Here is a 25,267-nt window from a genome sequence, read left to right as displayed (position 1 = left end):
GGACTTCCGTGTCCGAACGCATCGACCTGGCCGCACTCCCGCACGACTTCCTGTGGGGCACGGCCACCGCGGCGTACCAGATCGAGGGGGCCGTCGCGGAGGACGGCCGTACGCCCTCGATCTGGGACACCTTCTCGCACACCCCGGGGAAGGTCGCGAACGGCGACACCGGCGACGTCGCCTGCGACCACTACCACCGCTGGCGCGAGGACATCGCCCTGATGCGGCAACTCGGCGTCAACGCCTACCGGTTGTCGGTCGCCTGGCCGCGTGTGCTGCCCGGCGGCACCGGACCGGTGAACCCCGGTGGCCTCGCCTTCTACGACGAGCTGGTGGACGCCCTGCTGGAGGCCGGGATCACCCCCTCCGTCACCCTCTACCACTGGGACCTGCCGCAGGTGCTCCAGGACCGCGGCGGCTGGCCCGAGCGGGACACCGCCTTCGCGCTCGCCGAGTACGCCTCGGCCGTGGCCGCCCGCCTCGGCGACCGCGTCAAGCACTGGGCGACCCTGAACGAGCCGAGCTGCTCGGCCTGGATCGGCCACCTGGAGGGCAAGATGGCCCCGGGCTGGACGGACCTGACCGCCGCCGTACGCGCATCCTGCCACCTCCTCCTCGGCCACGGCCTGGCCACCCAGGCGATCCGCGCCGCAGCGCCCGACGCCCGGGTCGGCATCGTCAACAACCTCTCCACCGTGCACGCGGCCACCGACCGCCCCGAGGACATCGCCGCCGCCCACCGCCACGACGGCCATGTCAACCGCTGGTGGCTCGACCCGGTGCACGGCCGCGGCTTCCCGGCCGACATGGTCGAGACCTACGGCGTCGAACTCCCGCTTCGAACAGGCGACTTGGAGACAATCGCCACTCCGCTGGACTGGCTCGGCCTGAACTACTACTTCCCCGCGTACGTCGCCGACGCCCCCGACGCCCCGGCGCCGTACGTCCGCGCGGTGCGCCGCGAGGGCGTTCCCCGTACCGGCATGGACTGGGAGGTCGACGCGAGCGGCATCGAGACCCTGCTGCTGCGGCTCGCCGAGGAGTACGGCGCCCGGAAGATCTACGTCACCGAAAACGGTTCCGCCTTCCCCGACGTGGTCCGCCCCGACGGCAGCATCGACGACCCCGAGCGCCAGGACTACCTCGAAGCCCACCTCGCCGCATGCGCCTCGGCCGCCCGCAAGGGAGCCCCGCTGGCCGGCTACTTCGCCTGGTCCCTGCTGGACAACTTCGAGTGGGCGTACGGCTACGACAAGCGCTTCGGCCTGGTCCACGTCGACTACCGCACCCAGGTGCGCACGATCAAGGGCAGCGGACACCGGTACGCGGACATCGTCCGCGGCCACCGCGGCCAGGCACGCCGGGCCGCCTGAGCCGGGCCCGGCCGGCCGGTGGGCACGGGATGGGAGCCCGCGCCCACCGGCCTCCACCACCTGCGCGTCCGTCATGTACGTGACAGCGATCAGCGCGTGCACCTCCACCCCACAAGGAGATTCACATGCAATCCCGTCGCGTCCCCCGCACCCTGCCGGCCGCCCTGGCCGCCACGGCCCTGCTGTGCAGCGGCCTGTGCAGCGGCCCCCTCCGGGCCACCCCCGCCACGGCGGCCTCCGCCGCCGTCGGCTGGGACACCGACCGCGCGGCCACCGCCTACGCCGCGAACCCGGCCGCGGTAACCGCTTCCGGCAGCGAGAACGCCGGCACCGTCCCCGGCCTCGCCTTCGACGCAAACGGTTCCACCCGCTGGTCCAGCAACTTCGCCGACGACGCCTGGATCGAGACCGACCTCGGCGCCACGATCCGCATCGACCGCGTCGTCCTGGACTGGGAGGCCGCCTACGGCAAGCGCTACGTCCTGGAGGTATCGGACAACGGCACCGACTGGACGCCGTTCTACACCGAGACGGCGGGCACCGGCGGCTCGGTCACCGCGCACACGTACCCGCAGGAGGTGGTGGGCCGCTACGTCCGGATGCGTGGCATCCAGCGCGCCACGCCGTACGGCTACTCGCTCTACTCGTTCAAGGTCTACGGCGGCGAACCGGCGCCCGCGTCCACCACCCGGACGAACCTCGCCCTGAACCACCCGGCCTACTCCAACCACTACCAGGACGCTGGCACTTCACCCTCCTACGTCACCGATGGCGGCTGGCCCGCCGACCTCAAGGACGACGCCACCCGCTGGGCCAGTGACTGGAACGCCGACCGCTGGGTCACCGTGGACCTCGGTGCGAAGTCCACGATCGACACGGTCGACCTGTACTGGCAGGCGGCGTACGCCGTCGACTACCAGCTCCAGGTCTCCGACGACAACCGCACCTGGCGCACCGTCCACGAACCCTCAGCCGCCGACATCGCCGCCCGCCGCGCCGACGTCCAGTCCCCGTCCGACGCCACCGGCCTGCACGACAGCATCACCCTGCCCACGCCCGTGACCGGCCGCTACGTCCGCATGCTGGGCCAGGAACGCCGCTCCTTCTACAACCCGGCGCCGTACACCGCCCAGTTTGGCTACTCCCTCTACGAGTTCCAGGTCTGGGGCACCGGCGGCAGCGCCTCCGCCGCCTACCCGGCCCTGCCCGCCGACCAGACCGGCACCTACCGCACCACGTTCTTCGACGACTTCACCGGCAGCGCGCTCGACCGCTCGAAATGGCGGGTGGTCCGCACCGGCACGGACATGGGCCCGGTCAACGGCGAATCCCAGGCGTACGACGACTCGCCGGACAACATCCGCGTCGCGAGCGGCGAGTTGCTCCTGCACGCGAAGTACTGCAAGGGCTGCACCCAGGCCGGCGGCGGAACCTACGACTTCACCTCGGGCCGCATCGACACCCACACCCACGTCGACTTCACCTACGGCAGGGTCAGCGCCCGCATGAAACTGCCGCTGGGAGACGGTTTCTGGCCGGCGTTCTGGCTGCTGGGCAGCAATGTCGACGACCCTTCCGTCTCCTGGCCCGCCTCCGGCGAGACCGACATCATGGAGAACATCGGCTACCCCGACTGGACCAGCACCCCCCTGCACGGCCCCGGCTACTCGGCGGACGGCAACATCGGCGAACGCCAGGCGTACGCGGCCGGCGGCACGGCGGACCAGTGGCACACCTACGCCGTCGAATGGACCCCGACGGCGATGCGCTTCTACGTGGACGACCGCCTGGTCCAGGAGACCACCCGCAACGTCCTGGAGTCCACCCGAGGCCAATGGGTCTACGACCACGACCAGTACGTGATCCTCAACCTGGCCCTGGGCGGCGCCTACCCGGCGGGCTGGAACAAGGTCACCAGTCCTTACTGGGGCCTGCCGCAGTCGAGCGTGGACAAGATCGCCGGTGGGGGAGTGCAGGCGGAGGCGGACTGGGTGAAGGTGGAGCAGAAGGGCTGACGGTGGCTTGTGAGGCGGGTGTGCCTCGATGGGCAGGTCGGCTCCCTCCGTCACACTTCGTAAATCGATTCTGCTACGGTGTGTCTCGTTGACCTTGTCAACAACAGCATCCGTCGTTGTCTCCCAGGCAATGGGCTGTGTACGGTTGCGGCCATGGCAGACACACCCGCGGCACCGGCAGGGTCCCTGGTCACCGGCTCCGAGATCGCCCGGATCGCAGGCGTCACCCGTGCCGCGGTCTCCAACTGGAGACGGCGGTACGACGACTTTCCCGTGCCTGTCGGCGGAGGAGTGAACAGCCCGCTCTTCGACCTCGCCGAGGTGCAGGCCTGGCTGGACCGGCAGCGCAAGGGGCAGCACGTCTCACAGGAGGTCCAGCTGTGGCAGACGCTGCGGGGAGCCTACGGCGACGACATGATCGGCGGTGTCGCCGATGTGGCTCGGCTGCTCGCCGACGCCGCGGGGAAGGTGCCTGATGCGTTGCCGGCAGATGCCGTGCGCCTGGCGCGAGCCCTGGCCGAAGGCGGAACCGAGGGCGAGGTCGTGAACGCCCTCGCAGAGCGCTTCACCGATTCCGTGCGCCGGGCCGGATCGGATCAGGTCACCTCGCCGCGCATCGTCCGGGCCGTGCGGCACTTCGCCGGTGAGGTGGCGCCCGATGCCACCCTCTTCGACCCGGCCTGCGGTATCGGCACCCTACTGCTCGGTGTCGGACCTCAGCACGGGCCGAGGCGATGCGGCCAGGAATCGGAGGAGCGCAGCGCGCGCTTCGCTCAATTGCGGGCCGAACTCACGGATCGTGCCGGGGTCGACATCGTCGTCGGGGACTCCCTGCGGAGCGACCAGTGGACGGGGCTGGAAGCCGATCTCGTGGTGAGCGATCCGCCGGTGGGTGACTCCGACTGGGGCCGTGAGGACCTGCTGCTGGACTCGCGCTGGGAGTTCGGCACGCCTTCCCGGGCCGAGAGCGAGCTTGCGTGGCTCCAGCACGCCTATGCGCACACAGCGCCCGGCGGCCGGGTTCTCATGGTCATGCCCGCCTCGGTCGCCTACCGCAAAGCAGGCCGCCGCATCCGCGCCGAACTCGTACGGCGAGGGATCCTGACCCAGATCACCGCCCTCCCGCCGGGTGTCGCGGCATCGCACGCACTCCCCGTGCACCTGTGGCACTTGCGCAGGCCGCGCTCCCTGGGCGACGCGGCCACCAGTGTCCGTATGGTCGACCTGACGGCGAACGATCCGGACGGCTCACTGGAGGCGCAACCCGACCAGGTGGCGGAGGTGTCTCTGATCGAGTTGCTCGACGACGCCGTCGACCTCACCCCAGGGCGCCGCGTCGCCGAGTCGCACCGCGACTACGTGGCGGAATACCAAGCCCTGAAAGAGGAGCTGACCCGACAGCTGGGTCTGCTGGCCGAGCTGCTGCCCGCGTTGACCTCGGGCGCCGGCGCCAGTGCTCTGGACGGGCCGTCCGTCAGCGTCGCCGACCTCGCGCGCGCCGGACTGGTCAGGTACGGCGATCTTGAACCCGTCTCGGTCAGCGACCAGCTCGACACCGACTTCCTCCAGGGGTTCCTGCGCAGTTCGGCGAACACCCGCCGATCCACGAGTACCAGCGGCACGTTCCGACTCGACGGCAAGGGCGCCCGGATCCCGCAGATGGACATCGCCGAACAACGCCGGTACGGGGCCGCGTTCCGTGCACTGCAGGAATTCGAGGAACTCGCCAAGCGGGTGGCGGAGTTGAGCAAGCAGGCGTCCGCTCTGGCGCGGGACGGTCTGGGAAGCGGGGCGTTGGGCCCCACGGACTAGCGGCTGAAACGTTCGCTCCCAGGCCCCAGGTCAGCTTTTTTGCGGCACGAACGGACTGGCCGCCCCGCTCCATGACACCGCCAGCGCCTCCCGCGCCCGCGTGCACGCCACGAAGAGCAGGCACCGTTCGCGCAGCAGGTCCGAGTCGTGCTGCAGCGCGTCCACCGAGGCCGGTGTGACCTCGCGTGCGAAGGGCACCGCACTCGCCGTCACGCCGAGGACGGCCGCGCAGCGGAATTCCAGCCCCTTCATGGCGTGCATGGTGGCCAGCCGCACACCGTCCACATCCGGTCTCGGATGGTCCTTGACCCTGACCACCGGCACGCCGGCCGCGACCAGTTTGTCGTAGGCCTTGTCGAGCAGCACGTTGAAGCGTGCGCATACGCCGATCTCGGAAGGCCGGATGCCCTGACTGATCCAGCCCTGGACGCGTTCGACGAGCGAGGCCACCTCTGCATGCTCCGAGCCGTAGCCGTCCACATGCGGCCTGCGGCCGTGCAGGAGCGACCGGTAGCCCGCCAGGGTCTCGCTGCCCTCACCGCCCAGATCGTCCACCGACACCGGGGTGAGGATCTGTGTCGACCAGGCCAGGATCTCCTCCGTGCTGCGGTAGTTGATCCGCAGCCGATGGGTTCGGCCGGTCACCGATATGCCCAGGGAACCGAGCGAGACCTTGGAGTCGTAGATCCGCTGGTGCGGGTCGCCCGTGATGAACAGGTCGTCACTGCCGGATGCCACCGCGCGGCGCAGTACCCGCCACTGGGCAGGGTGCAGGTCCTGCGCCTCGTCGACCACGACGTGGTCGTACGTCGGCGCCGAGGCGGCCAGCAGATCGGCCGCACGCGCGCACACCTTGAGGTGTGTGGTGGCCTTCCGCTCACGGAGCAGGGACTCGAACAGCTCGACCCCCGACCACAGTTGCTCCCGCCGCGCCGGCGACAGCGCACTGCCACGACCACGCCGTGAGGCGGCGCGGTAGGCGTCGATCGTGCGCAGATCCTGGGCGAGGACCACGTGCCGGTACTCCTGGGCCAGGAACTGCTCCGTCCAGGGCAGCCCGAGCTGCCTCACCACCTTCTGCCACAACTGCCGTTCGTCCCGGTCGTTGACAGGGGCGAGGACCTTGCCGTCGTGGCGCGTCACCACGCCGTGCGCGTAAGCGTTGACCGTGGTCACGTCCACCCGGTCGAGCAGCGACGGGTCCCCGTCCAGCAGTACGGCCAGGTTCTCGCGCAGCGCGGCGGCGAGGGCATTGGTGTAGGTGGTCAGCAGCACCCGGGTGTCGGCCGAGCGTGTGAGGAGATGCTTGACGCGGTGCAGGGCCGCGACCGTCTTGCCCGTTCCCGGGCCACCGGTCACCTGTACCGGACCGCCGTACGACACACGGTAGGCGACCCGCCGCTGCGAGGGGTGCAGGAAGACGCGCCAGGCCGCGAACGGCTTCTCCAGGATGTCCGCGAGTTCCTGCGGGCCGGTGACCAACGTGATGCGGCTCGTCGTGTTGGCGATGGCGACGGCCAGGCTCTCATCAGGGTCCGGTCCCGCGTCGACGGGCCTGCGTACGGCGACCACGTCCCGGTACACCTCGTCGGGACTGAACCCTTCGGCGAGATACTGGAGCACCTCGCACTGGTCCTCCGGCAGGAGCGTCTCGAAGGCCTGGAGCTGGGGCTTGTCGACGATGGTCCGCACCGCGCGCAGCACTTGGTCGTCGATGCCGAGTTCGCCCAGCACCTTGTCCGAGTACTTGGCGAACAGCAGCGAGTCGGCGCCGGCAGCCGCCTTCTCCAGGGCCGGTGTCAGCTGCTCGATGGCGACGACGTTGCGCACTTCGAGGCCGCGGGTGGCGGAGTTGGTGGTGTACAGCCGTTTGGCCGCCCAGACATAGGCGTCGTCGTGCGGCACGACGTTGACCAGCAGAAACACATCGCTGCCGTCGTCGGGAGCCAGCACGACGCCCCGCCAGAAGTCATTGACGCGGATGGTGCGCATCCGTGGATCGCGCGCCTTGTCGACGGACTCCAGGTGCAGCCCCTTGTCCGCGTACAGCTCGGCCACGGTCAGCCGCTGGAACTTCTCCATGGCCTTGCGCACGCCGGCTTTGACGGGCTTCTCCAGGACGTCGTAGCTCTCCCAGAAACTGCTGGCGAACGCGAGCTGTGGCACGTGCTGCTCTCCCACCCCTGAACGGACCCCTCCGCGTCGATCATACGCGCAGGTCGGGAAGCATCCGCAGGGCCACGGCGGCGATGTCCGCGAGCAGTCGGGCGGGCTGCTGGTCCAGGTCGAGTGCGTGTTGGTGAATGAGAATGCCGGCGTGCCGCACCCGGTGCGCGGCGTGGGAGGCGTTGCCCTTCGCGTACACCAGGTGGCCCTCCCGCAGCCCCAGGGCCGTGCAGTAGGCCAGCATCTGGTACAGGTCGGCATCGGGGAAGCCGCCGCGCTGCTCCGCCTTGTACTTGGCGTCCACCACGGCGGCCGGAACCCCGTCAGCGCCGTACAGCACGAAGTCGGGACGCATACGGACCGCGGCGGCCTCGTCGAGGTGGTGAACGTCCTGAAGACGCGAGGTGAGTCCCGCGCCGTGCAGGGCCTCCCGCAGTGCGACCGTCACGAAGTCCTCGAAGAGTTTGTTCATGTCGAACAGGAACCCGTCGATGCGGAGCCCGCCGGGGGCGTGTTCCGCGGACGCGTTCTCCAGGACGACACGCGCGAGGCGCAGGGCCGTGTGGTAGCGGGCGTTGAGCCGCGTGGGCCGCCAGACGGGGAGAGGCTGTCCACGCACGACCACGGTCACGTCGGCCAGCCGCCCCCGCTGGTGCAGCAGCCTGCGGCGCACGTCGCCCGGTACGCCGGGCAGCCGCAGCAGGCGTTCGACCGCCGCCCGCAGCAGACGGTTCTCCGCGATGTCGGCGGTGAACTCGTCGTACGTCACCTCCACCGGCAAGGTGGCGCCGAAGCGACGCCGGATTTGCTCGGCCTCACGGATCCGGCCGCGGACGACGAGGGCGGACTCCTCCGTGGTCCGGTATCCCTGCAACAGACCCTGGCGCAGGGCCCGGTCCACCTGCCGCTCCACGGTGTGTGCCAGCGCGGGCAGCAGATCCCGGTGCTCGGCCACCTCGACTTCGCCCTCCCGCCAGGCACCCTGCGGATCGAGGCTGTAGCCGAGTAGGAAGAAGAGCCGGGCGACGGGGACCTTGGGGACGACCCTCACGGTGAACGCCTCGTCCGTGCCCGGCACCCCGACTGCCACCGAGCCCACCTTGCTTCCGGCCCGCAACGACCAACGCCCCGGAGCGTATGGATCGGGCGCCGCCGCAAGGATGCCCCCGGCGGCCAGTGCGCGGCCGACCGCGTCCGGCAGGGCGAGGCTGACCGCCGGCGCGTGCTCGACGATCTCGACGACCGGCGTCACCCGAGCGACTCCCGCAGTGCGGCCAGTCCGTACCGCCTCTCGACGTCCACACCCTCGCCGTAGTGATGCTCCTCCAGAAGAGGCAGGATCTTGGTCCGCCAGGTCCGCTCCAGACCGCCGTCCCGGTATACGCCCTTCTTCATCAGGTACGAGGGCCCGATCCGGAAGTCCGGATCGTCGATACGCGAGTTGAGCGCGTCGAGGAGATCAGCGGGCTGGGCGTCCTTGTCCTCTCTGGTCAGCCACCGGCGCAGCAACCCGCTCGTGGGCTCGATGCGCGGTGACAGCTCCACGAACGCGAACCGCCGCCGCATGGCCGCGTCGACGAGCGCGATGGACCGGTCCGCCGTGTTCATCGTGCCGATCACGAACAGGTTCGGCGGCAGCGCGAAGTCATCGCCCGAGTAGGTGAGCCGGACCGACTTGTTCCTGTACTCCAGCAGGAAGTACAGCTCGCCGAACACCTTGGCCAGGTTGGCGCGGTTGATCTCGTCGATGATCAGGAAGTGTGGGATGTGCCGGTTGCCCTCGCGGGAGGCGAGGTCGGCGAGTTCCCGCAGCGGGCCGGCAGTGAGCCGGAACGCCACCTCCCTGCTCTGCGGATCCTCCTGGGGCCGGAAGCCCTCGAAGAAGTCCTCATAGGCGTAGGAGGGATGGAACTGCACGAGCTTGACCTGCTCGGGGCCGCCGCCGAAGAACTCGGCGAGTTTCAGGGCGAGGTAGGTCTTTCCGGTGCCGGGAGGGCCGTAGAACACCAACTGGCGTTCGTCCCACAGCAGCTCGTGCACCTCTTGCAGCCATGCCACGTCGTGCACAAGGAGGTCGGCGGCCAGTGCCTCGGCCGGCCGGGGCAGTTCCAGCTCGCGGCGTGCAGTGAGGGCGGGTATCTCCAGGCTCGGGTCCCGTACCGTCGCCTCCGCCTCCTCGGCCAGTTCCTGATCCGTGAGACCGAGACCCTCGATGTGTGCCTGGACAGAGGTGAGGTCGACGACGTCGTGTTGGACGGACAGCTTCTGCTGCAGTTCCTCGGGCAGGTCGTCGTAGGGGAAGCCGGTCGGCTGCCAATCGACAGGCCGACGCAGGTTGGATCGCCGGTCCTCGGACTCTGTCTGCTGGACTTCACCGGTGATCTCGCCGATGTACAGCTGCCCGCCGGAGATGGTGCACACGGTGTCGCCGGGCTTCATACGTGAGAGGAAGGCGTGCAGTTCCTCGACCAGCTGCTGTTTCTGGCTGTACGTGGCTGTGGACTCGTAGTCCTCCTGCACCATGGCACGCAGGCCCTCCTTGCTGGTGCCACCCGCCACGCCCTGACGAAGTCGGGCGGCGGCGAGGGAAATGCAGCCTTCGGGCAGCCACAGGCGCTGAACCAAGTCCAAACCGGTGACGTTGGACCCGCGGATGAGCCAGGGGCGGTTGGGTCCGGTCGTGCTCTCAGTGACATAGTCCAGCAAGGAAACGCCCTCGTTGGTCTTCCACACCCCCCAACCGTTGGCGCTGCATCCCATCAAGACTTCGGCGGCGGCCGAGGGCGAGGTGAACTCAATGTCTCGGGCTGTCTCCAGCCACCCTGGACGGCTGTCAGACTGCCGGATGGACCCAGCCGCGATCAGTTCCTGCCGCGTGCGGTACGAAGGTGGCTTGCGCTCGGCGAAGGACGGCACAACCTTGGCCCGCACTGGAGACCCCGCCCTCACAACGAGCTTTCGGCTCCCCCTCGCGCCCTTTTCGGCGAGTAGACGCCCCCGGGCCACCGGCCCGCCGTTCGGCAGCCGCAACTGGAACTCCGGGTACTGCCTGCCATTGGCGGTCATAGCCGCCCCCCCAACCTCTCAGAAGATCCTTCGAGAACCATAGGGGTTGGCACCGACAAGCTGCCTTGGGGTTCATGACGCGGAGGGTGCGCCGGTCGTAGTCGCCTGTTGGGGACGGATGATGACCGCGGGTTGGGCGTGGGCGTTCCTGTGCGGTCGGCTCTGTCGGCTGACACGATGGACGGCAGGGGCAGATCCGTGCTCGCGGGGCACGGCGACGGCGGCAGTTGGGGGAAGCGTGCAGGACTGGATCTACATCCTCAACCCGAACAAGGACACGCTGGACGGAGAACCTTCGGACAAGGAGACCATCCGTAGACTCGCACGAGAAGAACCCGAACTCGACCTGTGGCTCAACCGGCGTAACCGCATGAGCAAGGGCGACCGCCTGTGGTTCTTCTTCAGCGCGCCGGAGTCTGCCGTCGCGGCGGTGGCCGAGGTCGACGGGGAGCCGTACGACGATCCGGAGGACCCGGAGTTCTCGCACCGAGTCGAGGTGACCCTGCTGCCGGAGGCGACGGACGCGTTGTACGGCAGCCCGGTCAGCCGGGAGGAACTGGGCCTCGGACAGGTGAGGTCGGTGCAGAAGGTGAAGCCCGAGGCACTGCCGGTGTTGCTGGCGAGGGCTGGGCTGTAGAACGACCTTGACGGTGGCGGAAACGGGTCCTCTGGCCCGTGAGCCGCCGCCCGTCGAGTGACCCACCCCCGCCAGCTATCGTGATCGGCATGCCGTCGTCGCACCTGCTGATCATCGGAGACCGGGCCGCCCTGAGCTGGGTGGTGACCGAGCAGCGGATGGCGTTCCCCGCGGGCCGGGCGAAGGCGGCCCGGGCGCTGGAGGAAGGCGATGAGATCTTCCTCTACACCACGCGGGGCTGCTTCCGGAACCCGACGCGGGACCTTGGACGGGTCGTCGGCCGGGCCACGATCGCCAGTCCGGTGCGGGCCCTGGATGAGCCGGTCGCCTTCGGCGAGCGGACCTTTCCCGAGGGCTGCCGCCTGAAGGTGTCCGGCCTGGCCCGCTTCCGCGAGGGGCTGGTCCTGCGCGACCTGGTTCCGCGACTGTCGGTGTTCCCCGACCCAGCCACGTGGAGCGTCCGCATGCGGCGCGCGTCCCTGACGCTGCCCGCGACCGACGCCGACCTGGTGAGCGCGGAGTTGGAGCCGTTGCTCCGCCCCTACGACGAGACGGCCGAGGGCTACCGCTGGAAGGAACCCGTGTCGGGTTAGTCCAGGAGTCTCGAAGACCGGCCTCCCCAGGTCGGCTGAGCCACGGGGCGGCGCCGGCGCGTCGCCTACTCCGGGGGCGTGGGGGTCTCGGGGGTGCGGTACATCGCCTGGACGTCCAGCTCCAGCTGCACGGTCGGCCCGACGACCGAGATGCCACGGGCGAGCATCGAGCGCCAGTTGAGGGTGAAGTCCTCCCGGTGCAGCTCCGTCTTCGCCAGTGCCGCGCAGCGTAGTTCCTGCTCGTAACCGCCGTTCACCGTGCCGAGGTACGTCGTGTCCAGGCCCACGGAACGGCTGGTGCCGTGCATGGTGAGCGTGCCGTGCAGCGTCCACTTGGAGCCGCCGCGGTAGACGAACCGGGTGCTGGCGAAATCGATGTACGGATAACGCTCGACGTCGAGGAAGTCCGCGGAACGCAGGTGGCTGTCACGGGTCTTGTTGCCCGTGGTGATGCTGGAGGCGTCGATGCGTACCGACACTTGAGAGTCGGACATGTCCGATGCGATGCGGATACCACCGTCGAAGCGGGTGAAGCGGCCGTGGACGTGCGCCATGCCCACGTGCTTGGCGATGAATCGGATCGCGGTGTGCGGAGGGTCGAACAACCAGGTGCCGGGCGACGGGAGTTCCAGCTGACGGGCAGGCAGCAGCGCGATGCGGGCCGGGGAGACGACGACTCCGGCGGCTATGTCGACACTCTCGCGGGCCGGTGCGAGCCCCTCCGCCGTGGCCATCACGCTGTAGGAGGCGGCCGGCAGCATCGCCACGAACAGGCCGTACGGATCGGTGGTGCCGCGGGCGACGACGCGGTGGCTGTCCAACGCGGTCACGGTGACCTCGGCGCCCGCCAGAGGCTGTCCCAAGGGATCGACGACCTCGCAGCCGTATGCGCCCGCACCGGCCGGCAGGGGTACCGAGAAGTCCGACGCGGCGGTGCGGGAACGCCGGCGCCGCAGCAGTCCGAAGGCCATGCTCTTCACCTTTCTTCACCCGCATCACGACCGCGAGCCTCGCAAAGGTGCCGACGTCCACGGGCGGCCAGACCTTCCGGAGACTGGTTGCAGGCGCGATGAGGTCAAACTTTCAACGATCATAGGGTAGGTGGTGCGGGCCAGTTCCTCACTGATATCGACGTGCGACAAGGTGTTCCAACGCGTCCGGCCCCCGTCAGCGGCCGTAGTCCTGGGCCCATATGGCGACTCCTTACTCCTTGCGCTTTGCATCACTGCTGTGGCGAACGGCACCCAGAATTCCGCGAGGTTTACGTAGGGCTCGCCGTTCCCTCACGCGGTCCACACATCCTGTGCACGGTGGGACGGCTAGAGCCGGTGCCGGAACCGGTGGAGGTGTCGATTTCCGCCCAGACGGTCTTGCCACCCGGCGGATACGGTTCCGAGGCCCAGCGGTCGGCCAGGGCGGTGACGATGAGGAGGCCACGGCCTGTCTCGCTGTCGGACCGGGTCTCGAAGTCCGTGACGGCTGATGGCATGAGGTCACCCCGAGCATCGGTGACCGCGATCCGCAGGAGTCCGGCCGTGGGGTCGAGGCGGAGCGCCAGGCGGAAGTCGCGGCCCTGAACCCGGCCGTGCAGCGCCGCGTTGGCCGCCAGCTCCGCCACGATCTGCTCCGCCCGCTCGACCACGGACGGTGATACCTGCCAGACCCGCAGCTTCGCAGCTGTAAGCAACCGGGCGAGCCTTGCGCCGCGACGGGTGGAGGACAGCTGCTGAGTGAAATCCCTGACGGAGGTGGATGCGTGGGGAGTGGTCACGTTCATGAGAGCCACCGTGAGGGGCACGCGGGGGCACACGCCAGGGGAGAGGCCCGTACGCTGCGTGAGGGTACGAGCGCATCCCCTGGACGGTACGGGAGCCTCGTGCGTTGCGGGCATCGACTCCGTCACCTGATCCGTGGCCACGCTGAAAGACCTCAGTGTCTCGCGGCGCTGCACGAGCCCTGCCCCGGCGTCTACGGCAGGACCGAAAACAACAGGGTCGGCATGTTCACCTCAAGATCTGCTCAATTTTGCCCACGGCATACCAGCTGCTCCCTAGGCTCCGCCGTCGACCAACCAATCGTTTTGTTTCTGGAAAACAGGGGGAAGAAGTGCGTCTGCTTGCAGGGTCGGTAGTTTTCGCTAGCGCCATGGTCCTGGGGGCATCAACCCCGGCACTGGCGGCGGACCCGACGCCCACTGCGACCACTACCGTCGCGGTGCCTCAGGCCGGTGACGAAGTTAGTGACGGCCTGCTCCATACCGCGCCGCCGGCTACTCCGGAGGTGTGTCCGGGACTGTCGGCGTCAGCTTCTCCGGTGAAATCACCACGAAGGTCAGCAACGTGGTGTCCGAAGTAAATACGAAGTTCGGTGCCTCGATATCGACGTCCATAACGGCCAAACTCGGCAACGTGGTGCACGTGCGAGACGCTCCTTCCCACAGGACGGTGCATGCCCAGTACGGCGTGTGGCGCAGGAAGTTCACCGGCACTGCCTACTGGGAGCATCACACCTGCTACCTGACGAAGAACAACGTGACCGGCTACGGCCCCCTGCATGTCGGGTGGTACACGTGGGACGACTGAACACCGTCATCCCGGTGAATCGACTGGGGATGGTCAGTGCGATGGCCATCCTGGCGCTGACCGGATGCACCAGCACGACGCCGGACGGACACCGAGCGGCTACCAGTGGGCCGCCGGCCAAGTCAGCTTCACCTGGCACACCTGCCGCCAGCCCCTCGGCAACCGCGGATCCCGGAACTCCACCTCAACTTCCCGGCGCGGAGCAAGCCTTCATCCGGGCAGGTGGTAGGACCGGGCCTCACACGTTCCCCAAGATCCCGCAAATCAAGCACGGCACCCTGGAAGTTGGGGTGATCTGTTCAGGTTCCGGCACCATCGACGTCAATGTCGGCTCGATCGTGAGCTACACCGTCGTCTGTGCAGACGGCGACCCCGGACAGTTGAACGAAGTAGGCCTCAGGCACGTCCACAAGAACGTTGCGGTATCGGTTACAACCAAGACAAGCGGAACCTGGGCACTCTCAGTGGGATGGACGAAAAGCATCCCTTCTGCCAGTTAACCTCGATCATTCATGAGGGCTTGTCAGCTTGCTGACGCCCTTTGTGGTGAGTGGTGGTGGGGATTTACGGATTCTGGGCAGGTTGAGTGCCCGGCTGTCGCGTCGGGTGTGCGCCGGGTTCCACGGCTCCGGTGGGCTGGCGATGCTCGCAGGCGCGGGAAGGTGCCGGTCAGCCGGGGTTCGGGAGGGCGTGGGGAGCCGGTCCAGGGCGTCGGTGATCACATGGGTCCAGGGCCAGTGAGGTCTTTCAGCGTGGCCACTGATCAGGTGACGGAGCCGATGCCCGCAACGCACGAGGCTCCCGTGCCGTTGGGGGAGGTGTTCGAAGTCCGCCCGCGCCCAGGGCCGCTTGGTCAACGAGATCCGTAGCCGGAATCTGATGTGGGGTCCGCCGCAGGGGGCGACGCGTGCGGGACGCACCGTGAGGAGAGCGTCGCCGTCATCGGCCTCAGCGATGCAGCGGCGCGTGAACTGGGGCGCCTCTTCGGCCAGGACGCGATCTTCGCTTGGACTCAGACGCCTGGCGTGTTCTGGCGCGCTACAGCGAGGCTGTGGCTGCAAGCGGATGGGCCGCGTGCGAGAGCGGCCGGCTTTCATCGCTTTCCTCAAGGGGTGACGCCGAGCGCGACCGCTCGGAGGCCTCGTCGGAGCGGCACCTCGGCGGAAGCTGACATACGCAGGAGATGAACCAATGGGCATGTTCCCCATGCGCACGCCGGACCACTGCCCCCGCTGCGGCAGGACGCTGGCCGGTCCGCCTGCCCAGCGGATCAAGGCCGACGGCTTCCCGGCGGAGGTGACCTACGAGGCCGACCCGGTGTGCGGCGCGCGCTGGCACGTGTGGGACAAGACGTCCCCGCTGCGCCGCTTGGCCCGTCCCTATGTGGAGGGCGCAGGCTGACGCGGCCTGACCTCCGTACGGTGGGTCAGCGTACGGACACGTTCGGTGGACAGTACGAATTCCGGTTGGCCACGCTGGGTTTCGATGGCGGGGGTTGGCACGTGTGCACCTGGAGGTGGGCCTCGAATGACGACGACCGACAACGTCGACCCGGTGGCGGCCGGCGCCGAGTACGAGCGGGAGCCGGACCCGTCCGACAGCCTGCGGACCTTCGGGGCGGTCGTACAGGCGCTGCGCGAGCACGCGGGGCTGAGCCGGACGGAGTTCGCGGAGTTGGTGCGCTTCTCCAAGCACACGGTTGAGTCGGTCGAGCTGGGCCGGCGAATGCCAGATGCATCCTTCGTCGAGCGGGCGGAGGACGCGCTGGGCAATACGGGGGCGTTGCGGCAGGCGGCGCGGTTCCTGACTCGGGGGGAGGCGGGGCTGGCGGCTTGGTTTCGGCAATGGGCTCGGCTGGAGCGGGTGGCGGTGAGTCTGTGTACGTATGAGTGCCGGTTGGTGCCGGGGTTGTTGCAGTCGGAGGGGTATGCGCGGGCGGTGTTCGAGGGGACCGTGCCCGTGGCGCCGGACGACCAGCTTGAGAGCTTCATGGAGCGGCGGATGGAGCGCCAGCGGATGCTGTCCGAGCGGCCGACGACTCCGTTCAGCTTCATCGTCGAGGAAAGTGTGTTTCGCCGCCGGTTCGGGGAGGCGGGGAAGATGCGGGAGTTGTTCGACCATGTGCTGGAGTCGAGCGCACCTCGCAACGTGACCCTTCAGGTCGTTCCGGTGGAAGCGGGATTACACGCTTGCCTCGATGGTCCTCTCCAACTGTTGGAGACCCCGAAGGGGCAGCGCCTTGCCTACTCCGAGGGGCAGCAGAACGGCCGGCTGATCTCCGACCCGAAAGAGGTGAGCCTCCTCCAACAGCGCTATGACACACTGCGCTCGCAGGCCCTGAACGCCCAGGACTCGCGGGGTCTGCTGGAGCGACTCCGAGGAGAGCTATGAGCACGACGGAACTGGCCTGGTTCAAGTCCAGCTACAGCGGTAGCCAGGGTGACAGCTGTGTAGAGATCGCCGTCACCGAACAGGCCGTCCGTGTACGGGACTCCAAGGACGTGACCCGTCCGGCCTTTGCTGTGGGCCGGGACGGCTGGTCGCGATTCCTGGACTTTCTGGCGGAGGACTGAAGGTGACGCGTCACGATGGCAGGCCGGCAGACGCATGCCACCGTGACGCTAAACCGGCTCTTCGGAGTGAGGGTGTAGCCGGGCTGCGCACGTGGCTGACGGTCGGCGCTCTCTCAGCCGTCCGCGTCGCGTTCCTCCTCGTCCCCGAGCAGACGGCGCGCTCGGTCGGCGATCTCGCTGGAGAGTTTGCCCGTTACCGAGCTGGCCCGGTCGAGGGTCTCGTTGCCGAAGCTTATGGCGGCGTCGACGCTTTTCGCTCCTGTCTCGAGCGCCTTGTCCCTCGCCTCCGTGGCCGCGTCCACCCATCGTCTCGCCTCCGATGACAGGCGACCGGACTCGATCCCGAGCCGCCCGTTGAAGTCATGGACGCTGGTTGCGACATGGTTGCTCGACTGGACTAGGGCCGGGGACTTGAACGGGTTCAGCAGCACTTTCGCGTTGGCCGTGCCGGCAGCCACATCCATCCGGGCCACCAGACGCTCGGTGCTCCGCGCGATGAGATCCAGGCGGTTCTGTCGGGCAGCCCGAAGCCCGATGCGATGCTGGTCCAGCTCATGCGGGGTCGCGTCCAGCACTCGGTCGAGTTCGAGCACCGCGATCGCGTCCTGAAGTTGGAAGCAGCGAGCCAGAACAGCAAGCCACTCCCGAACCGTGGACTCGGCTTCCTTGGCCGTCGTGGCGAGGTCACCGATCGTGGTCTTGCGCTCCATCTTCTCCGTGAGTGCGTCGAGCTGACGCAGCGCGTACGCCTGGGTGTCTGCGATCGTCGCCGGCGCGGCCTGCACCTTCGACCAGGTGACCTCGGAGACCCGGCCCACCTGCTGTCGGATGGTCATGGTCTCCTCGATCATGAGATCCACTCCGATCATTCGGGCCACCACAGCGTCCTTCTGAGCGCGCAGCACGTCGTCGACCTTCTCGTCGATCGTGGCGAGATAGTCGGTGATCTCGTCCATGGCCTGCTGCATCGCGAGCTGGGCCATGATCCCCGCGGCACCAGACAGAAGCGCCGGGTTGGTCAGGAACGAGCCGGCCCCCTTCTCGATCTGGAGCCATGACTTGATAGAGCCAGGCTTCCCCGCCATTGCGTGGCTGATGCCTGGCGTTTTGGTTTCCGTGAGACCGAACTTCTTGACACGCTGCGCAGACTCCTTGGTCAGCTTCACCCAGCGACCGGAACTGGCGGCAATCTCCGAACCTGCCTGAGCGGCTGCGGCCCCGGTACCGAAGACGGACTTGAGGCGTTGCACGCCGAGGTCCTTCGACGGCAGTCCCTCCGAGAGGAGGAAGCGTTCGACATCCGTCGCATTGCCGATGACCGCCAGCCCATCACCGTCACTGATCAGCTGAATCTCGTTGTCCATTGCCCGCTCCTGAAGTGGCATCTCGCAGTTGAGGGTGGTCGTGGTGCGCGCGGCGATCGCCGGGCAGTCAGGCGGGGTGCCGGGGGCCGTGGCCCGGGGGCGGGGTGAGAGTGGAGGTGTAGTTCTCGCCGTCCACCAAGGGATTTTCGAGGCTGACGCCAGCTGCGGCCATGCGGTCGTACTCGGCGAGGATTAGTTCCTTGGTGCGGTAGGTGCCGTACTTGGCCTCGTCTTTGCGGCGGACGATGGGGAAGGTTTCGAGGATGTAATCCACGTTATGGCGAGAGACTCCATAGAGGTGGAAGAACATGGCATCGAGTTCCGTCAGGATGACCCGGCGGCGGTGATCGTCCCAGCAGAATGGGGTTCCAGTATCGCCGAGGTCTGCGGCGAACTTCTTCATATCGCTTGCAGTGTAGGAGAGCTCGATGAGGCGAGGGACTACCCAATGTCGGTGCGTAGCCATGATTTCAGGGGTCGGTACGGGAAGCTGTTTGACGATGAAGAAGCTCATCGAGTTGCCGCCGATGCTCTGACGGGCTGCGTAGTCGTATACGAAGGATGACCAGGCGGCGATGAGCAGTTCTGCCCTCCGTGCAAGAGCGATGAGAAACTTATGACCGACCCCTACGTCCGGAAGAAATGAGGTCACCATGGTGCGTTCGTTGGTGGAGCTGGTCACGTCTCGCCACCCGGCATACCAAGAGTGATCCCATGCCTTTTCTTCCAGCCTGGCGCGAACGTCACTCTCCTCTACCCAGCTGTTTGGGAGTGCTAGCCTTCCAGGGTCTTGCAGGTCTGTTGCACTCAGTGGGCTAGGTTGATTTTGGCGCTTCATTGCTGTAGCACTTTTCACGACATCTGCGGCGCGATGGTTGTAAAAGTCGGTCATTTTCGCTTCGTACAAGGGCAGCATTCGCTTCGCACCCTTAGAAAATATGTTGCCCTCAAGCTTCCAACCGGAAGACTCCAGTTCTGCGCGAGGATGGAGAAGTGCGGAGTCGTGTCCCATGTCGAACATGCGCAGGAAAGAAATGTTCCATCGGTTGCCGTCAGGCTTTCCTTCCTCCCAGAGGACAGGAAACCGCTGGTGCATCTCCAATGTGATTTCTGCGTCTCGACGAGACCTGAAGATCGGCAGCGTTCCAGTGTTGGGGTTGAGAAGCTTGATTTCCTCCGGCGTTAGGGTGAACGTCTTGTCCGCTTCGTTCAGTTCCGCGGGGTCGTGTAGGAAGAACGCAAATCGAGCCGCCGGCTCGCGCATGGCGCGACCGACCATAGACAGGACGCTGAATTTCATCCGAGAGTCCACAGCCGGGAAGAGGTTGGCGCGGTTTTCGAAGTCGTACAGCGCCGCAATAGCCGCGCTCCGTACCAGGTCACCGGAGAAGTGTTGCGTGCGCGCGTCCGTTACGATTCCTGTAGGGACGAGGACGCCTGCTCGCCCTTTCGGGCCGAGCAGGGTGCGGGCGGTCTCGGCGAAGACTGCGTACGTGTTGAGGTTGCCCTGCCCCGTCAGCGGAACCCGCCCCGACTGCCGCAGGAAGTGGCTCTCGGCGTACACCTTCCGCTTGCCTGCCTCGAACTCCTGATGCAGAGGCAGCGTATCCGGCGAGTCCTTGAGCGCTTCGATCATGTTCTTCCGAACGGCGGTACTGGACGCCTCTGCGATCTCCGGTGCGCGCTGCGCGAAGAACTCCTGCTCGCGGAAGTCCACACTGTCCCACGGCGGGTTCCCCACGACGCAGTCGAAGCCGCCCGCCCAGCCGGTCGCTGGCGACACGCCCTTGCCGTCCTCCGAAACGGAGAACACGTCGGAGAACTCTAGGTGCCAATGAAAGAACTTGTACTGCTGCGCAAGCCGGATGATCTCGTCGTTCGTGCTCACCGGGATGCCCGCGCCCGCGCTCTGGAGGTCCCGGAAGACCCCCTCCGTCACCGGGGTCGGGGCGCCCTGGACCTTGGGCCAGACGAATGCTGCGCACCAGGCGTCGCCGATGTGTAGGGCCCGAAGGTAGTCCGCCGACTGCTCCAGCTTGCGGAAGCGGCTCGACTGGAGTCGGACATCGCTCAAGGTGTCGGACGGGGCGGCAGTGATGTCGCGCAGGCTGGCCGCGAAAGCCGCGTTCGACACCCAGATGCGCTCCTCCGTGTGGAAGCTCAACTGGCCGCCGCACTCGGCCGCGTTCCGCTTCCTGATGGCTGCCGCGATCTTCTTGTCGTCCCCCTCGATCGGCTTGAACGCGTCGTCAAGGATGCCGTTGGCCAGCAGTGCAGGCGTAGCCCCGATCAGCGCGTTGCCGTGCTTGATGTGGGCATCCAGGAAGCCCAGCGGCTTGCCCGGTTCCAGGGCCTCCAGCCACAGGGACACCTTTGCCAGCTCGACGGCCATCGGGTTGAGGTCCACGCCGTAGATGCAGCGCGCGACCACCTCGTGCAGCGCGTGCCGCACCGCGTCGATCGTCGGCTCAGGGTTCTGCTCCCGTACCGCCGCCACCCGCTTGGCGATTCGGCGAGCTGCGGCCACCAGGAAGTGCCCCGAACCGCAGGCCGGGTCGCAGACCGTCAGGTTCAGCAGTTCCTCGACGATCGCCTCACTCACGTCCGGCTGGGCCGAGCGCGTCGCCCGGATCTCGCCGCGCTTCACCGCGTCGTCGACCACCGGGTCCAGCGCCGAATCCAGCAGGCACTCAATGAGGGAGGACGGCGTGTAGTACGAACCCGTCGTCTTCCTCGCGTTGCCCGCCAGCTCGACCAGCTCGAAAGTGCGGTCGGTCGCGTTGTGCTTGGGAACCAGCTCAAGCAGGGACTCGTAGATCGAGCCCAGCTCCTCCGCGTCCAGGTGCCGGTAGTCCACCACCCGGTTGCGCTTGCTGCTGGTGTCCCGCACGATCGACAGCGCCCGTACCGCCTCCAGCAGCGGCTCGTTCGACAAGGACAGGCCGTGAAGGACCTTGTCCGCCTCCGTGTCGTCGAAGATGCCGCCGAGACCGGGCAGGCCCAGCTCTGGCAGGCCGTCGTCGTTGCCCAGACCCGACAGGACCAAGCGCAGCGCCTGGTACAGGTCGCCGTGGGCAGTGCCCCGGCGGCGCTGGGCGTGCCGGCGAAGGCGGGCCGAGGAGAAGTACGCCGCGTACCGCTCCCTCGCCGTCTCGTCCGCCGACGGGGACAGCAGGACCTCCCGGTCTTCGGCCACAAACAGGAACAGGAGCCGGTAGACCATGCGCAGCAGCGCGTAGTGGAAGGTCTTGACCTCCAGGGTTTCCCGCAAGTCCCGGTTGCCCGGGTGCTTCAGGAAGCCCGTGCCCAGGGTCGTGAGGGCCCGCTGGACGCCCTTCCTGAGCTGGTCCAGGGCGCGTGTGCCTTGTGCGATCGCCTCCGTGCGCCACTTCTCCAGCCAACACGTCGACGGTGCCGCGTCCTCCGCCACCTCGAACCGCGACACGTGCAGCAGCCGGTACAGCAGCACGAACTCGCTGAACAGCTCGCCGTCGAAGATCGCCTCAAGGTCGAACTCGACGTACGACGCCGTGGCCAGCGCGCTGGAGTCGCGCAGCAGGCGGACCTGACGGCCGTTCGTCAGGACGCCCCACAGGTGGGCCTCGGTCCGGTTCAGGCACTCCTGGAGCATCGACTGCGGCGGCACCGTACCCGCGCCACCCGGACGCTTGTCCAAGTTGGCGTTCCACGGCACCTGGTGGATCAGAGCGTGCTGCCACCGGTGGGAGACCGAGAACCGCTTCTCCGTGTCCGAGTCGGCTGTGACCCCCTCTGCACCGATCGGCGTCAGGCGGCCGAAGCCCAGCTCCCGCCACAGCGGCGCCAGCCAGTCGGCGGATGCACGGCCGGTCGGGTCACTCGCCAGCAGCCCCGTCTCCCGCTCCTCGGGCAGGTGCTTGCGCAGCTCGCGCCAGAGTGGCTTCAGGTACTCCCAGCTGCGCTCCGCCTCGTCCCGTACCGAACGTGACGACGGCAGGCCGTAGTCGGCGGGCTTCGAACCCGGGACATCCTTGCCCTCGGAGATGCGCAGCAGCATGTCGGCCGGCAGCAGACCTCCGACCGTGTGGACGGCGGTGAACACCTGGTTGCGAGTCGTGGCGGACATCAGGCGGACGCTCCAGAGACAGCAGCAGGGGCGGGGGAGGAAGCAGAGGGGTTGGCGGGGAGATAGAGGTACGCGCCCAGGACATCGGCCGGCTTCTGCGCCGTCACCGACAGGCCACGGACGATCTCGCCGGAGGCCTGCCGCACCCGGCGGTGCGAGGCGTCCAGCTCGGCGGCCAGATCCTCGCCGTACGACTCCAGGTAGCCGTATGTCTGGGGGAGTTGGTCCAGGACCCGCTTCATCATGCGCTCGCCGAAGTGGGGGTCCGTGTTCTTGGACGCCGTCGCGCCCAGCAGCGCCGCCGCACGCTCCTGCGACAGCCACACCGCGTTCTTGGGCGAGCCCTCGAAGGCCAGCAGTCGCGCGTCCTCCGCGACCAACTGCTTCTCGCCGCTCCGCGACGGCAAGGTCAGGTGGAACCGGTACCGGACCAGCAGCAGCGTCGTACCTGTCGTCACCGCGTCCGTCGTCACCACACCGCAGCGGCGCGCCGGGCGGGCGCCGTCTGCCTGGGCGTCCAGTGCCGCGTTCAGGACATGTGACGCCAGGGCGCCCACCACGGGGTCCGTACGAACCAGGGCAGCCTCGCCGCGCGACACCGCCGGATCGCTCCGGAACGGGATCGGGCGGTCGTGCTCGATCACCTCCCCGCCCACAACAGTGGCCAGGGCGTCCCGCAGGCCCGCCGGTGTGCCACCCACCTGCGCCGTGAAGTCGGCGGAGGCCACGTCTCGCAGAACCGCACCCAGCGCGCCCAGCGACTCCCGTACGAAGGTCTCCACCTCGCCTGTACTGCCCAGCGCCTCCCGAATCGCGGCGACCTCTCGCGCCACCTCCTCCGGGTGGATCGACCGCTGCGCGAACCGAGAACGCGAGGCCTTCTCCCGCTCTGCCGCCGAGTTCCAGTCGCTGTCCAGCTTGGCCGTGCTCACCCGGAACGCGTCCGCGCTGAACAGGGCGCCGTCGTCCTCGCGGCCGCGCATCAGCAGCCACTCGACGATCGCGTCCGTCACGCCCGTGGACAGCTCGTCCGGGACCGACACCGAGATGCCCAGGTCCTTCTTGATCTGGCGGTGCTTCTTGATGAGGACTTCGAGGACCTTGCCGTCGATGCCGTTGTCGTCGCCGTAGAGGGTGATGACCCGGACCTCGTCGCGACGCTGGCCGTAGCGGTCGACGCGGCCCTCGCGCTGGTCGTGGCGGGTGGGGTTCCACGCCAGGTCGTAGTGGACCACCGCGTCGAAGTAGTGCTGGAGGTTCACACCCTCCGACAGGCAGTCCGTGGCGATCAGTACCCGACGCGCGGCGGCGTCCTCGCCGGCCTCCGTCGCCAGCGCCTCGATGTTGTTGATGCGCTGCTGCGGGGACAGCTCACCCGTCACCGCCTTGACGACCGTCTTCGCACCCAGCGGACCGCGCTTCTTCGTCTCTGGATCGTTGGACAGCTGCTCGGCCAGGTACTTGGCCGTGGGGATGTAGCGGCAGAAGACGATCGGGTTGTAGCCGTCGGCCAGCAGCGACTTGAGGTGCTTGATCAGCGCCTTCAGTTTGAGGTCCTGGGTCGGGCCCTCCAACTCGGCTGCTCTGTCCGCCAGTTCGGCCAGGCGCGAGCGCGGGTCGTTCTCCTCGGTCTCCGCGCCCGGCGCTACGTCCATGCCCTCCATCGAGTCGCTGTCAGCCGCGTCGCTGTTCAGCGGAGCGCCCAGCTTGTCGGCCTCCTCCGCCGACGACGCGATGGCCGCTGCCGACCGCGTCCGCAGCGTCTGCGCCGCCGCGCGCGGCGAGGACACCAGGGAGCGCAGCAGCGCGATCGCCGACCACCAGGCGATACGAGCCTCCCGGCGGCCCCGGCCGTCAGCCTCCTCCACCCGCTCGCTCGCGTACGCGATCGCGTCGTCCAGCAGGGCCCGGTACTCGGGGGACAGCTTGTACGTCTCGTCCTTGAAATAGCGGTCCGAGGGGAACGCCGTGCGCTCGGCGAGCGAGTCGTCGGCCAGGCCGTCCTCCTTGGTGAGGTACTGGCGTACATCCGCGCGCTTGCGGGCCACGAAGTGCTGGGCGAGCAGCTTCCGACCCGCCTCCGACTCCAGGTTCACCTGGGCCAGTTCGGGCTTGACCAGGCCCAGCAGATTCCGGAACGCGGACTCCTTGCCGCTGTGCGGCGTCGCCGTCACCAGCAGCAGGTGCCGCTCCGCGTCCTCGGCGACCCGTCGCAGCAGCTCGTAGCGCAGCTGGTTCTGCGTGCCGGTCTTGGTGTCGTCGGCCGCCACGCAGGTGTGCGCCTCGTCGACGATCACCAGGTCGGGGCAGTGCCGTACGAAGTCGTCGCGGTGACGGGTGGACTTGATGAAGTCCGTGGAGACGATGACGTTCTGGTAGCGGTCGAAGAGGGACTGGCCCAGGTCCAGGCCCCGCTCCAGGCGCGTCACCGTCGACGACAGCACCAGCTCCGCGTCTATGCCGAACTTGCCACGCAGCTCCTGCTGCCACTGTTCCGCCAATGCGGGGGAGCACAGGACAGCCAGGCCCGAGGCCTCGCCCTGCGCGAGGAGTTCACTCGCGATCAGTCCCGCTTCGACGGTCTTGCCGATGCCGACGTCGTCGGAGATCAGCATGCGGACCGTCTTCTGGCGCAGGGCCATCAGCAGCGGCACGAGCTGGTAGGCGCGCGGCTCCACCGCCATGCCGGCCAGCGAGCGGAACGGGCCCGCGCCGGAGCGAAAGCCGATCCGCAGGGCCGTGCGCAGCAGGCCGGCCGCCCGCTGGTCCCCGAGGTCGCTTGCCTCCGGCGCGGCGAACCGGGCCTCCTCGACCGTCTCGAACGCCGGGAACACGGCGGCGACATCGTCGTCCGAACCACCGAGCGGACGAAGGACGAGCAGGTCGGGCTCGCTCTCGGGGAGCACCACCCATTCGCGGCCGCGGGCCTTCACCAGGGAACCGGCGGAGTACGTGAGTGCCATGTGTGTCTTCAAGTCCTC

At 68.0% G+C, this 25,267-nt stretch carries 18 protein-coding genes; 10 read left to right on the top strand and 8 right to left on the bottom strand.

Annotated features, from left to right (window positions below):
• Positions 1–8: 8 nt before the first annotated feature.
• The 3 genes from AB0D93_RS31340 (at position 9) to AB0D93_RS31330 (ending at position 5,200) form a co-directional block, all read left to right on the top strand.
• Complete coding sequence (locus tag AB0D93_RS31340; RefSeq protein WP_362126566.1) at positions 9–1,373, top strand: GH1 family beta-glucosidase; 1,365 nt, start codon at positions 9–11, stop codon at positions 1,371–1,373.
• A 125-nt stretch (positions 1,374–1,498) separates the two neighbouring features.
• Positions 1,499–3,388, top strand: a complete 1,890-nt coding sequence (locus AB0D93_RS31335; protein ID WP_362126564.1) for a discoidin domain-containing protein — start codon at positions 1,499–1,501, stop codon at positions 3,386–3,388.
• 153 nt (positions 3,389–3,541) lie between these two features.
• Complete coding sequence (locus AB0D93_RS31330) at positions 3,542–5,200, top strand: N-6 DNA methylase (RefSeq protein WP_362126561.1); 1,659 nt, start codon at positions 3,542–3,544, stop codon at positions 5,198–5,200.
• A gap of 30 nt (positions 5,201–5,230) precedes the next feature.
• Here AB0D93_RS31330 and AB0D93_RS31325 read toward each other — a convergent pair whose 3' ends face one another.
• The 3 genes from AB0D93_RS31325 to AB0D93_RS31315 are packed head-to-tail and all read right to left on the bottom strand — an operon-like array spanning position 5,231 to position 10,432.
• Positions 5,231–7,366: a UvrD-helicase domain-containing protein gene (locus tag AB0D93_RS31325; RefSeq protein ID WP_362126558.1), complete on the bottom strand. Its 2,136-nt coding sequence runs from the start codon at positions 7,364–7,366 to the stop codon at positions 5,231–5,233.
• 40 nt (positions 7,367–7,406) lie between these two features.
• Entirely contained in the window at positions 7,407–8,618 is a 1,212-nt protein-coding gene (locus AB0D93_RS31320) for a restriction endonuclease (protein WP_362126555.1), read from the bottom strand.
• Positions 8,615–10,432: a DUF4357 domain-containing protein gene (locus AB0D93_RS31315; RefSeq protein ID WP_362126552.1), complete on the bottom strand. Its 1,818-nt coding sequence runs from the start codon at positions 10,430–10,432 to the stop codon at positions 8,615–8,617. Before AB0D93_RS31315 ends, AB0D93_RS31320 begins: the two co-directional genes overlap by 4 nt.
• Positions 10,433–10,670: 238 nt before the next feature.
• Between AB0D93_RS31315 and AB0D93_RS31310 the strand changes: the two genes are divergently transcribed.
• Together AB0D93_RS31310 and AB0D93_RS31305 are read left to right on the top strand one after the other, a co-directional pair.
• Positions 10,671–11,069 (top strand): EVE domain-containing protein, encoded by a 399-nt coding sequence (locus AB0D93_RS31310; RefSeq protein WP_362126549.1) that lies wholly within the window; start codon positions 10,671–10,673, stop codon positions 11,067–11,069.
• An 89-nt stretch (positions 11,070–11,158) separates the two neighbouring features.
• Positions 11,159–11,662 carry a hypothetical protein gene (locus AB0D93_RS31305; protein WP_362126546.1) on the top strand — a complete coding sequence of 168 codons (504 nt, stop codon included), beginning with the start codon at positions 11,159–11,161 and terminating at the stop codon, positions 11,660–11,662.
• A gap of 65 nt (positions 11,663–11,727) precedes the next feature.
• On the opposite strand, the gene AB0D93_RS31300 is transcribed toward AB0D93_RS31305, so the two are convergent.
• Both AB0D93_RS31300 and AB0D93_RS31295 read right to left on the bottom strand, forming a co-directional pair.
• Positions 11,728–12,633, bottom strand: a complete 906-nt coding sequence (locus AB0D93_RS31300) for a YceI family protein (RefSeq protein ID WP_362126543.1) — start codon at positions 12,631–12,633, stop codon at positions 11,728–11,730.
• 290 nt (positions 12,634–12,923) lie between these two features.
• On the bottom strand, positions 12,924–13,304 hold the full coding sequence (locus tag AB0D93_RS31295) for an ATP-binding protein (RefSeq protein WP_362126540.1): 381 nt from the start codon (positions 13,302–13,304) through the stop codon (positions 12,924–12,926).
• A gap of 640 nt (positions 13,305–13,944) precedes the next feature.
• Between AB0D93_RS31295 and AB0D93_RS31290 the strand changes: the two genes are divergently transcribed.
• The 5 genes from AB0D93_RS31290 to AB0D93_RS31270 all read left to right on the top strand — a co-directional run bounded on the left by AB0D93_RS31290 (position 13,945) and on the right by AB0D93_RS31270 (position 16,817).
• Complete coding sequence (locus tag AB0D93_RS31290) at positions 13,945–14,244, top strand: hypothetical protein (RefSeq protein WP_362126537.1); 300 nt, start codon at positions 13,945–13,947, stop codon at positions 14,242–14,244.
• 881 nt (positions 14,245–15,125) lie between these two features.
• Positions 15,126–15,431, top strand: a complete 306-nt coding sequence (locus AB0D93_RS31285; RefSeq protein WP_362126534.1) for a DUF3293 domain-containing protein — start codon at positions 15,126–15,128, stop codon at positions 15,429–15,431.
• Positions 15,432–15,435: 4 nt separating this feature from the next.
• Positions 15,436–15,645, top strand: coding sequence for a hypothetical protein (locus AB0D93_RS31280; protein ID WP_362126531.1), 210 nt, complete (start codon positions 15,436–15,438; stop codon positions 15,643–15,645).
• Positions 15,646–15,771: 126 nt separating this feature from the next.
• Positions 15,772–16,635, top strand: a complete 864-nt coding sequence (locus AB0D93_RS31275) for a helix-turn-helix transcriptional regulator (RefSeq protein ID WP_362126528.1) — start codon at positions 15,772–15,774, stop codon at positions 16,633–16,635.
• Positions 16,632–16,817: a DUF397 domain-containing protein gene (locus AB0D93_RS31270; RefSeq protein ID WP_362126526.1), complete on the top strand. Its 186-nt coding sequence runs from the start codon at positions 16,632–16,634 to the stop codon at positions 16,815–16,817. The genes AB0D93_RS31275 and AB0D93_RS31270 overlap by 4 nt, the downstream gene beginning before the upstream one ends.
• A 113-nt stretch (positions 16,818–16,930) precedes the next feature.
• Here AB0D93_RS31270 and AB0D93_RS31265 read toward each other — a convergent pair whose 3' ends face one another.
• The 3 genes from AB0D93_RS31265 to AB0D93_RS31255 all read right to left on the bottom strand — a co-directional run bounded on the left by AB0D93_RS31265 (position 16,931) and on the right by AB0D93_RS31255 (position 25,249).
• Positions 16,931–18,181 (bottom strand): hypothetical protein, encoded by a 1,251-nt coding sequence (locus AB0D93_RS31265; protein ID WP_362126523.1) that lies wholly within the window; start codon positions 18,179–18,181, stop codon positions 16,931–16,933.
• Positions 18,182–18,248: 67 nt separating this feature from the next.
• The gene (locus AB0D93_RS31260; protein ID WP_362126520.1) at positions 18,249–22,286 is read right to left on the bottom strand and encodes an N-6 DNA methylase; all 4,038 of its coding nucleotides are present in this window, start codon (positions 22,284–22,286) and stop codon (positions 18,249–18,251) included.
• Entirely contained in the window at positions 22,286–25,249 is a 2,964-nt protein-coding gene (locus tag AB0D93_RS31255; protein ID WP_362126517.1) for a helicase-related protein, read from the bottom strand. Before AB0D93_RS31255 ends, AB0D93_RS31260 begins: the two co-directional genes overlap by 1 nt.
• Positions 25,250–25,267: the final 18 nt, after the last annotated feature.

Source organism: Streptomyces sp. NPDC048191, from assembly GCF_040652655.1.
GTDB lineage: Bacteria > Actinomycetota > Actinomycetes > Streptomycetales > Streptomycetaceae > Streptomyces.
The sequence above is the reverse complement of the archived record's forward strand: the minus strand, read 5'-3'. Positions and strand labels throughout refer to the sequence as shown.

What these genes read in the sequence shown, in the direction of transcription:
- AB0D93_RS31315 (WP_362126552.1), bottom strand. Translation starts at nt 10,432, where the DNA reads ATGACCGCCAATGGCAGGCAGTACCCGGAGTTCCAGTTGCGGCTGCCG.
- AB0D93_RS31270 (WP_362126526.1), top strand. Translation starts at nt 16,632, where the DNA reads ATGAGCACGACGGAACTGGCCTGGTTCAAGTCCAGCTACAGCGGTAGC.
- AB0D93_RS31280 (WP_362126531.1), top strand. Translation starts at nt 15,436, where the DNA reads ATGGGCATGTTCCCCATGCGCACGCCGGACCACTGCCCCCGCTGCGGC.
- AB0D93_RS31330 (WP_362126561.1), top strand. Translation starts at nt 3,542, where the DNA reads ATGGCAGACACACCCGCGGCACCGGCAGGGTCCCTGGTCACCGGCTCC.
- AB0D93_RS31255 (WP_362126517.1), bottom strand. Translation starts at nt 25,249, where the DNA reads ATGGCACTCACGTACTCCGCCGGTTCCCTGGTGAAGGCCCGCGGCCGC.
- AB0D93_RS31335 (WP_362126564.1), top strand. Translation starts at nt 1,499, where the DNA reads ATGCAATCCCGTCGCGTCCCCCGCACCCTGCCGGCCGCCCTGGCCGCC.
- AB0D93_RS31265 (WP_362126523.1), bottom strand. Translation starts at nt 18,181, where the DNA reads ATGGACAACGAGATTCAGCTGATCAGTGACGGTGATGGGCTGGCGGTC.
- AB0D93_RS31305 (WP_362126546.1), top strand. Translation starts at nt 11,159, where the DNA reads ATGCCGTCGTCGCACCTGCTGATCATCGGAGACCGGGCCGCCCTGAGC.
- AB0D93_RS31275 (WP_362126528.1), top strand. Translation starts at nt 15,772, where the DNA reads ATGACGACGACCGACAACGTCGACCCGGTGGCGGCCGGCGCCGAGTAC.
- AB0D93_RS31300 (WP_362126543.1), bottom strand. Translation starts at nt 12,633, where the DNA reads ATGGCCTTCGGACTGCTGCGGCGCCGGCGTTCCCGCACCGCCGCGTCG.
- AB0D93_RS31260 (WP_362126520.1), bottom strand. Translation starts at nt 22,286, where the DNA reads ATGTCCGCCACGACTCGCAACCAGGTGTTCACCGCCGTCCACACGGTC.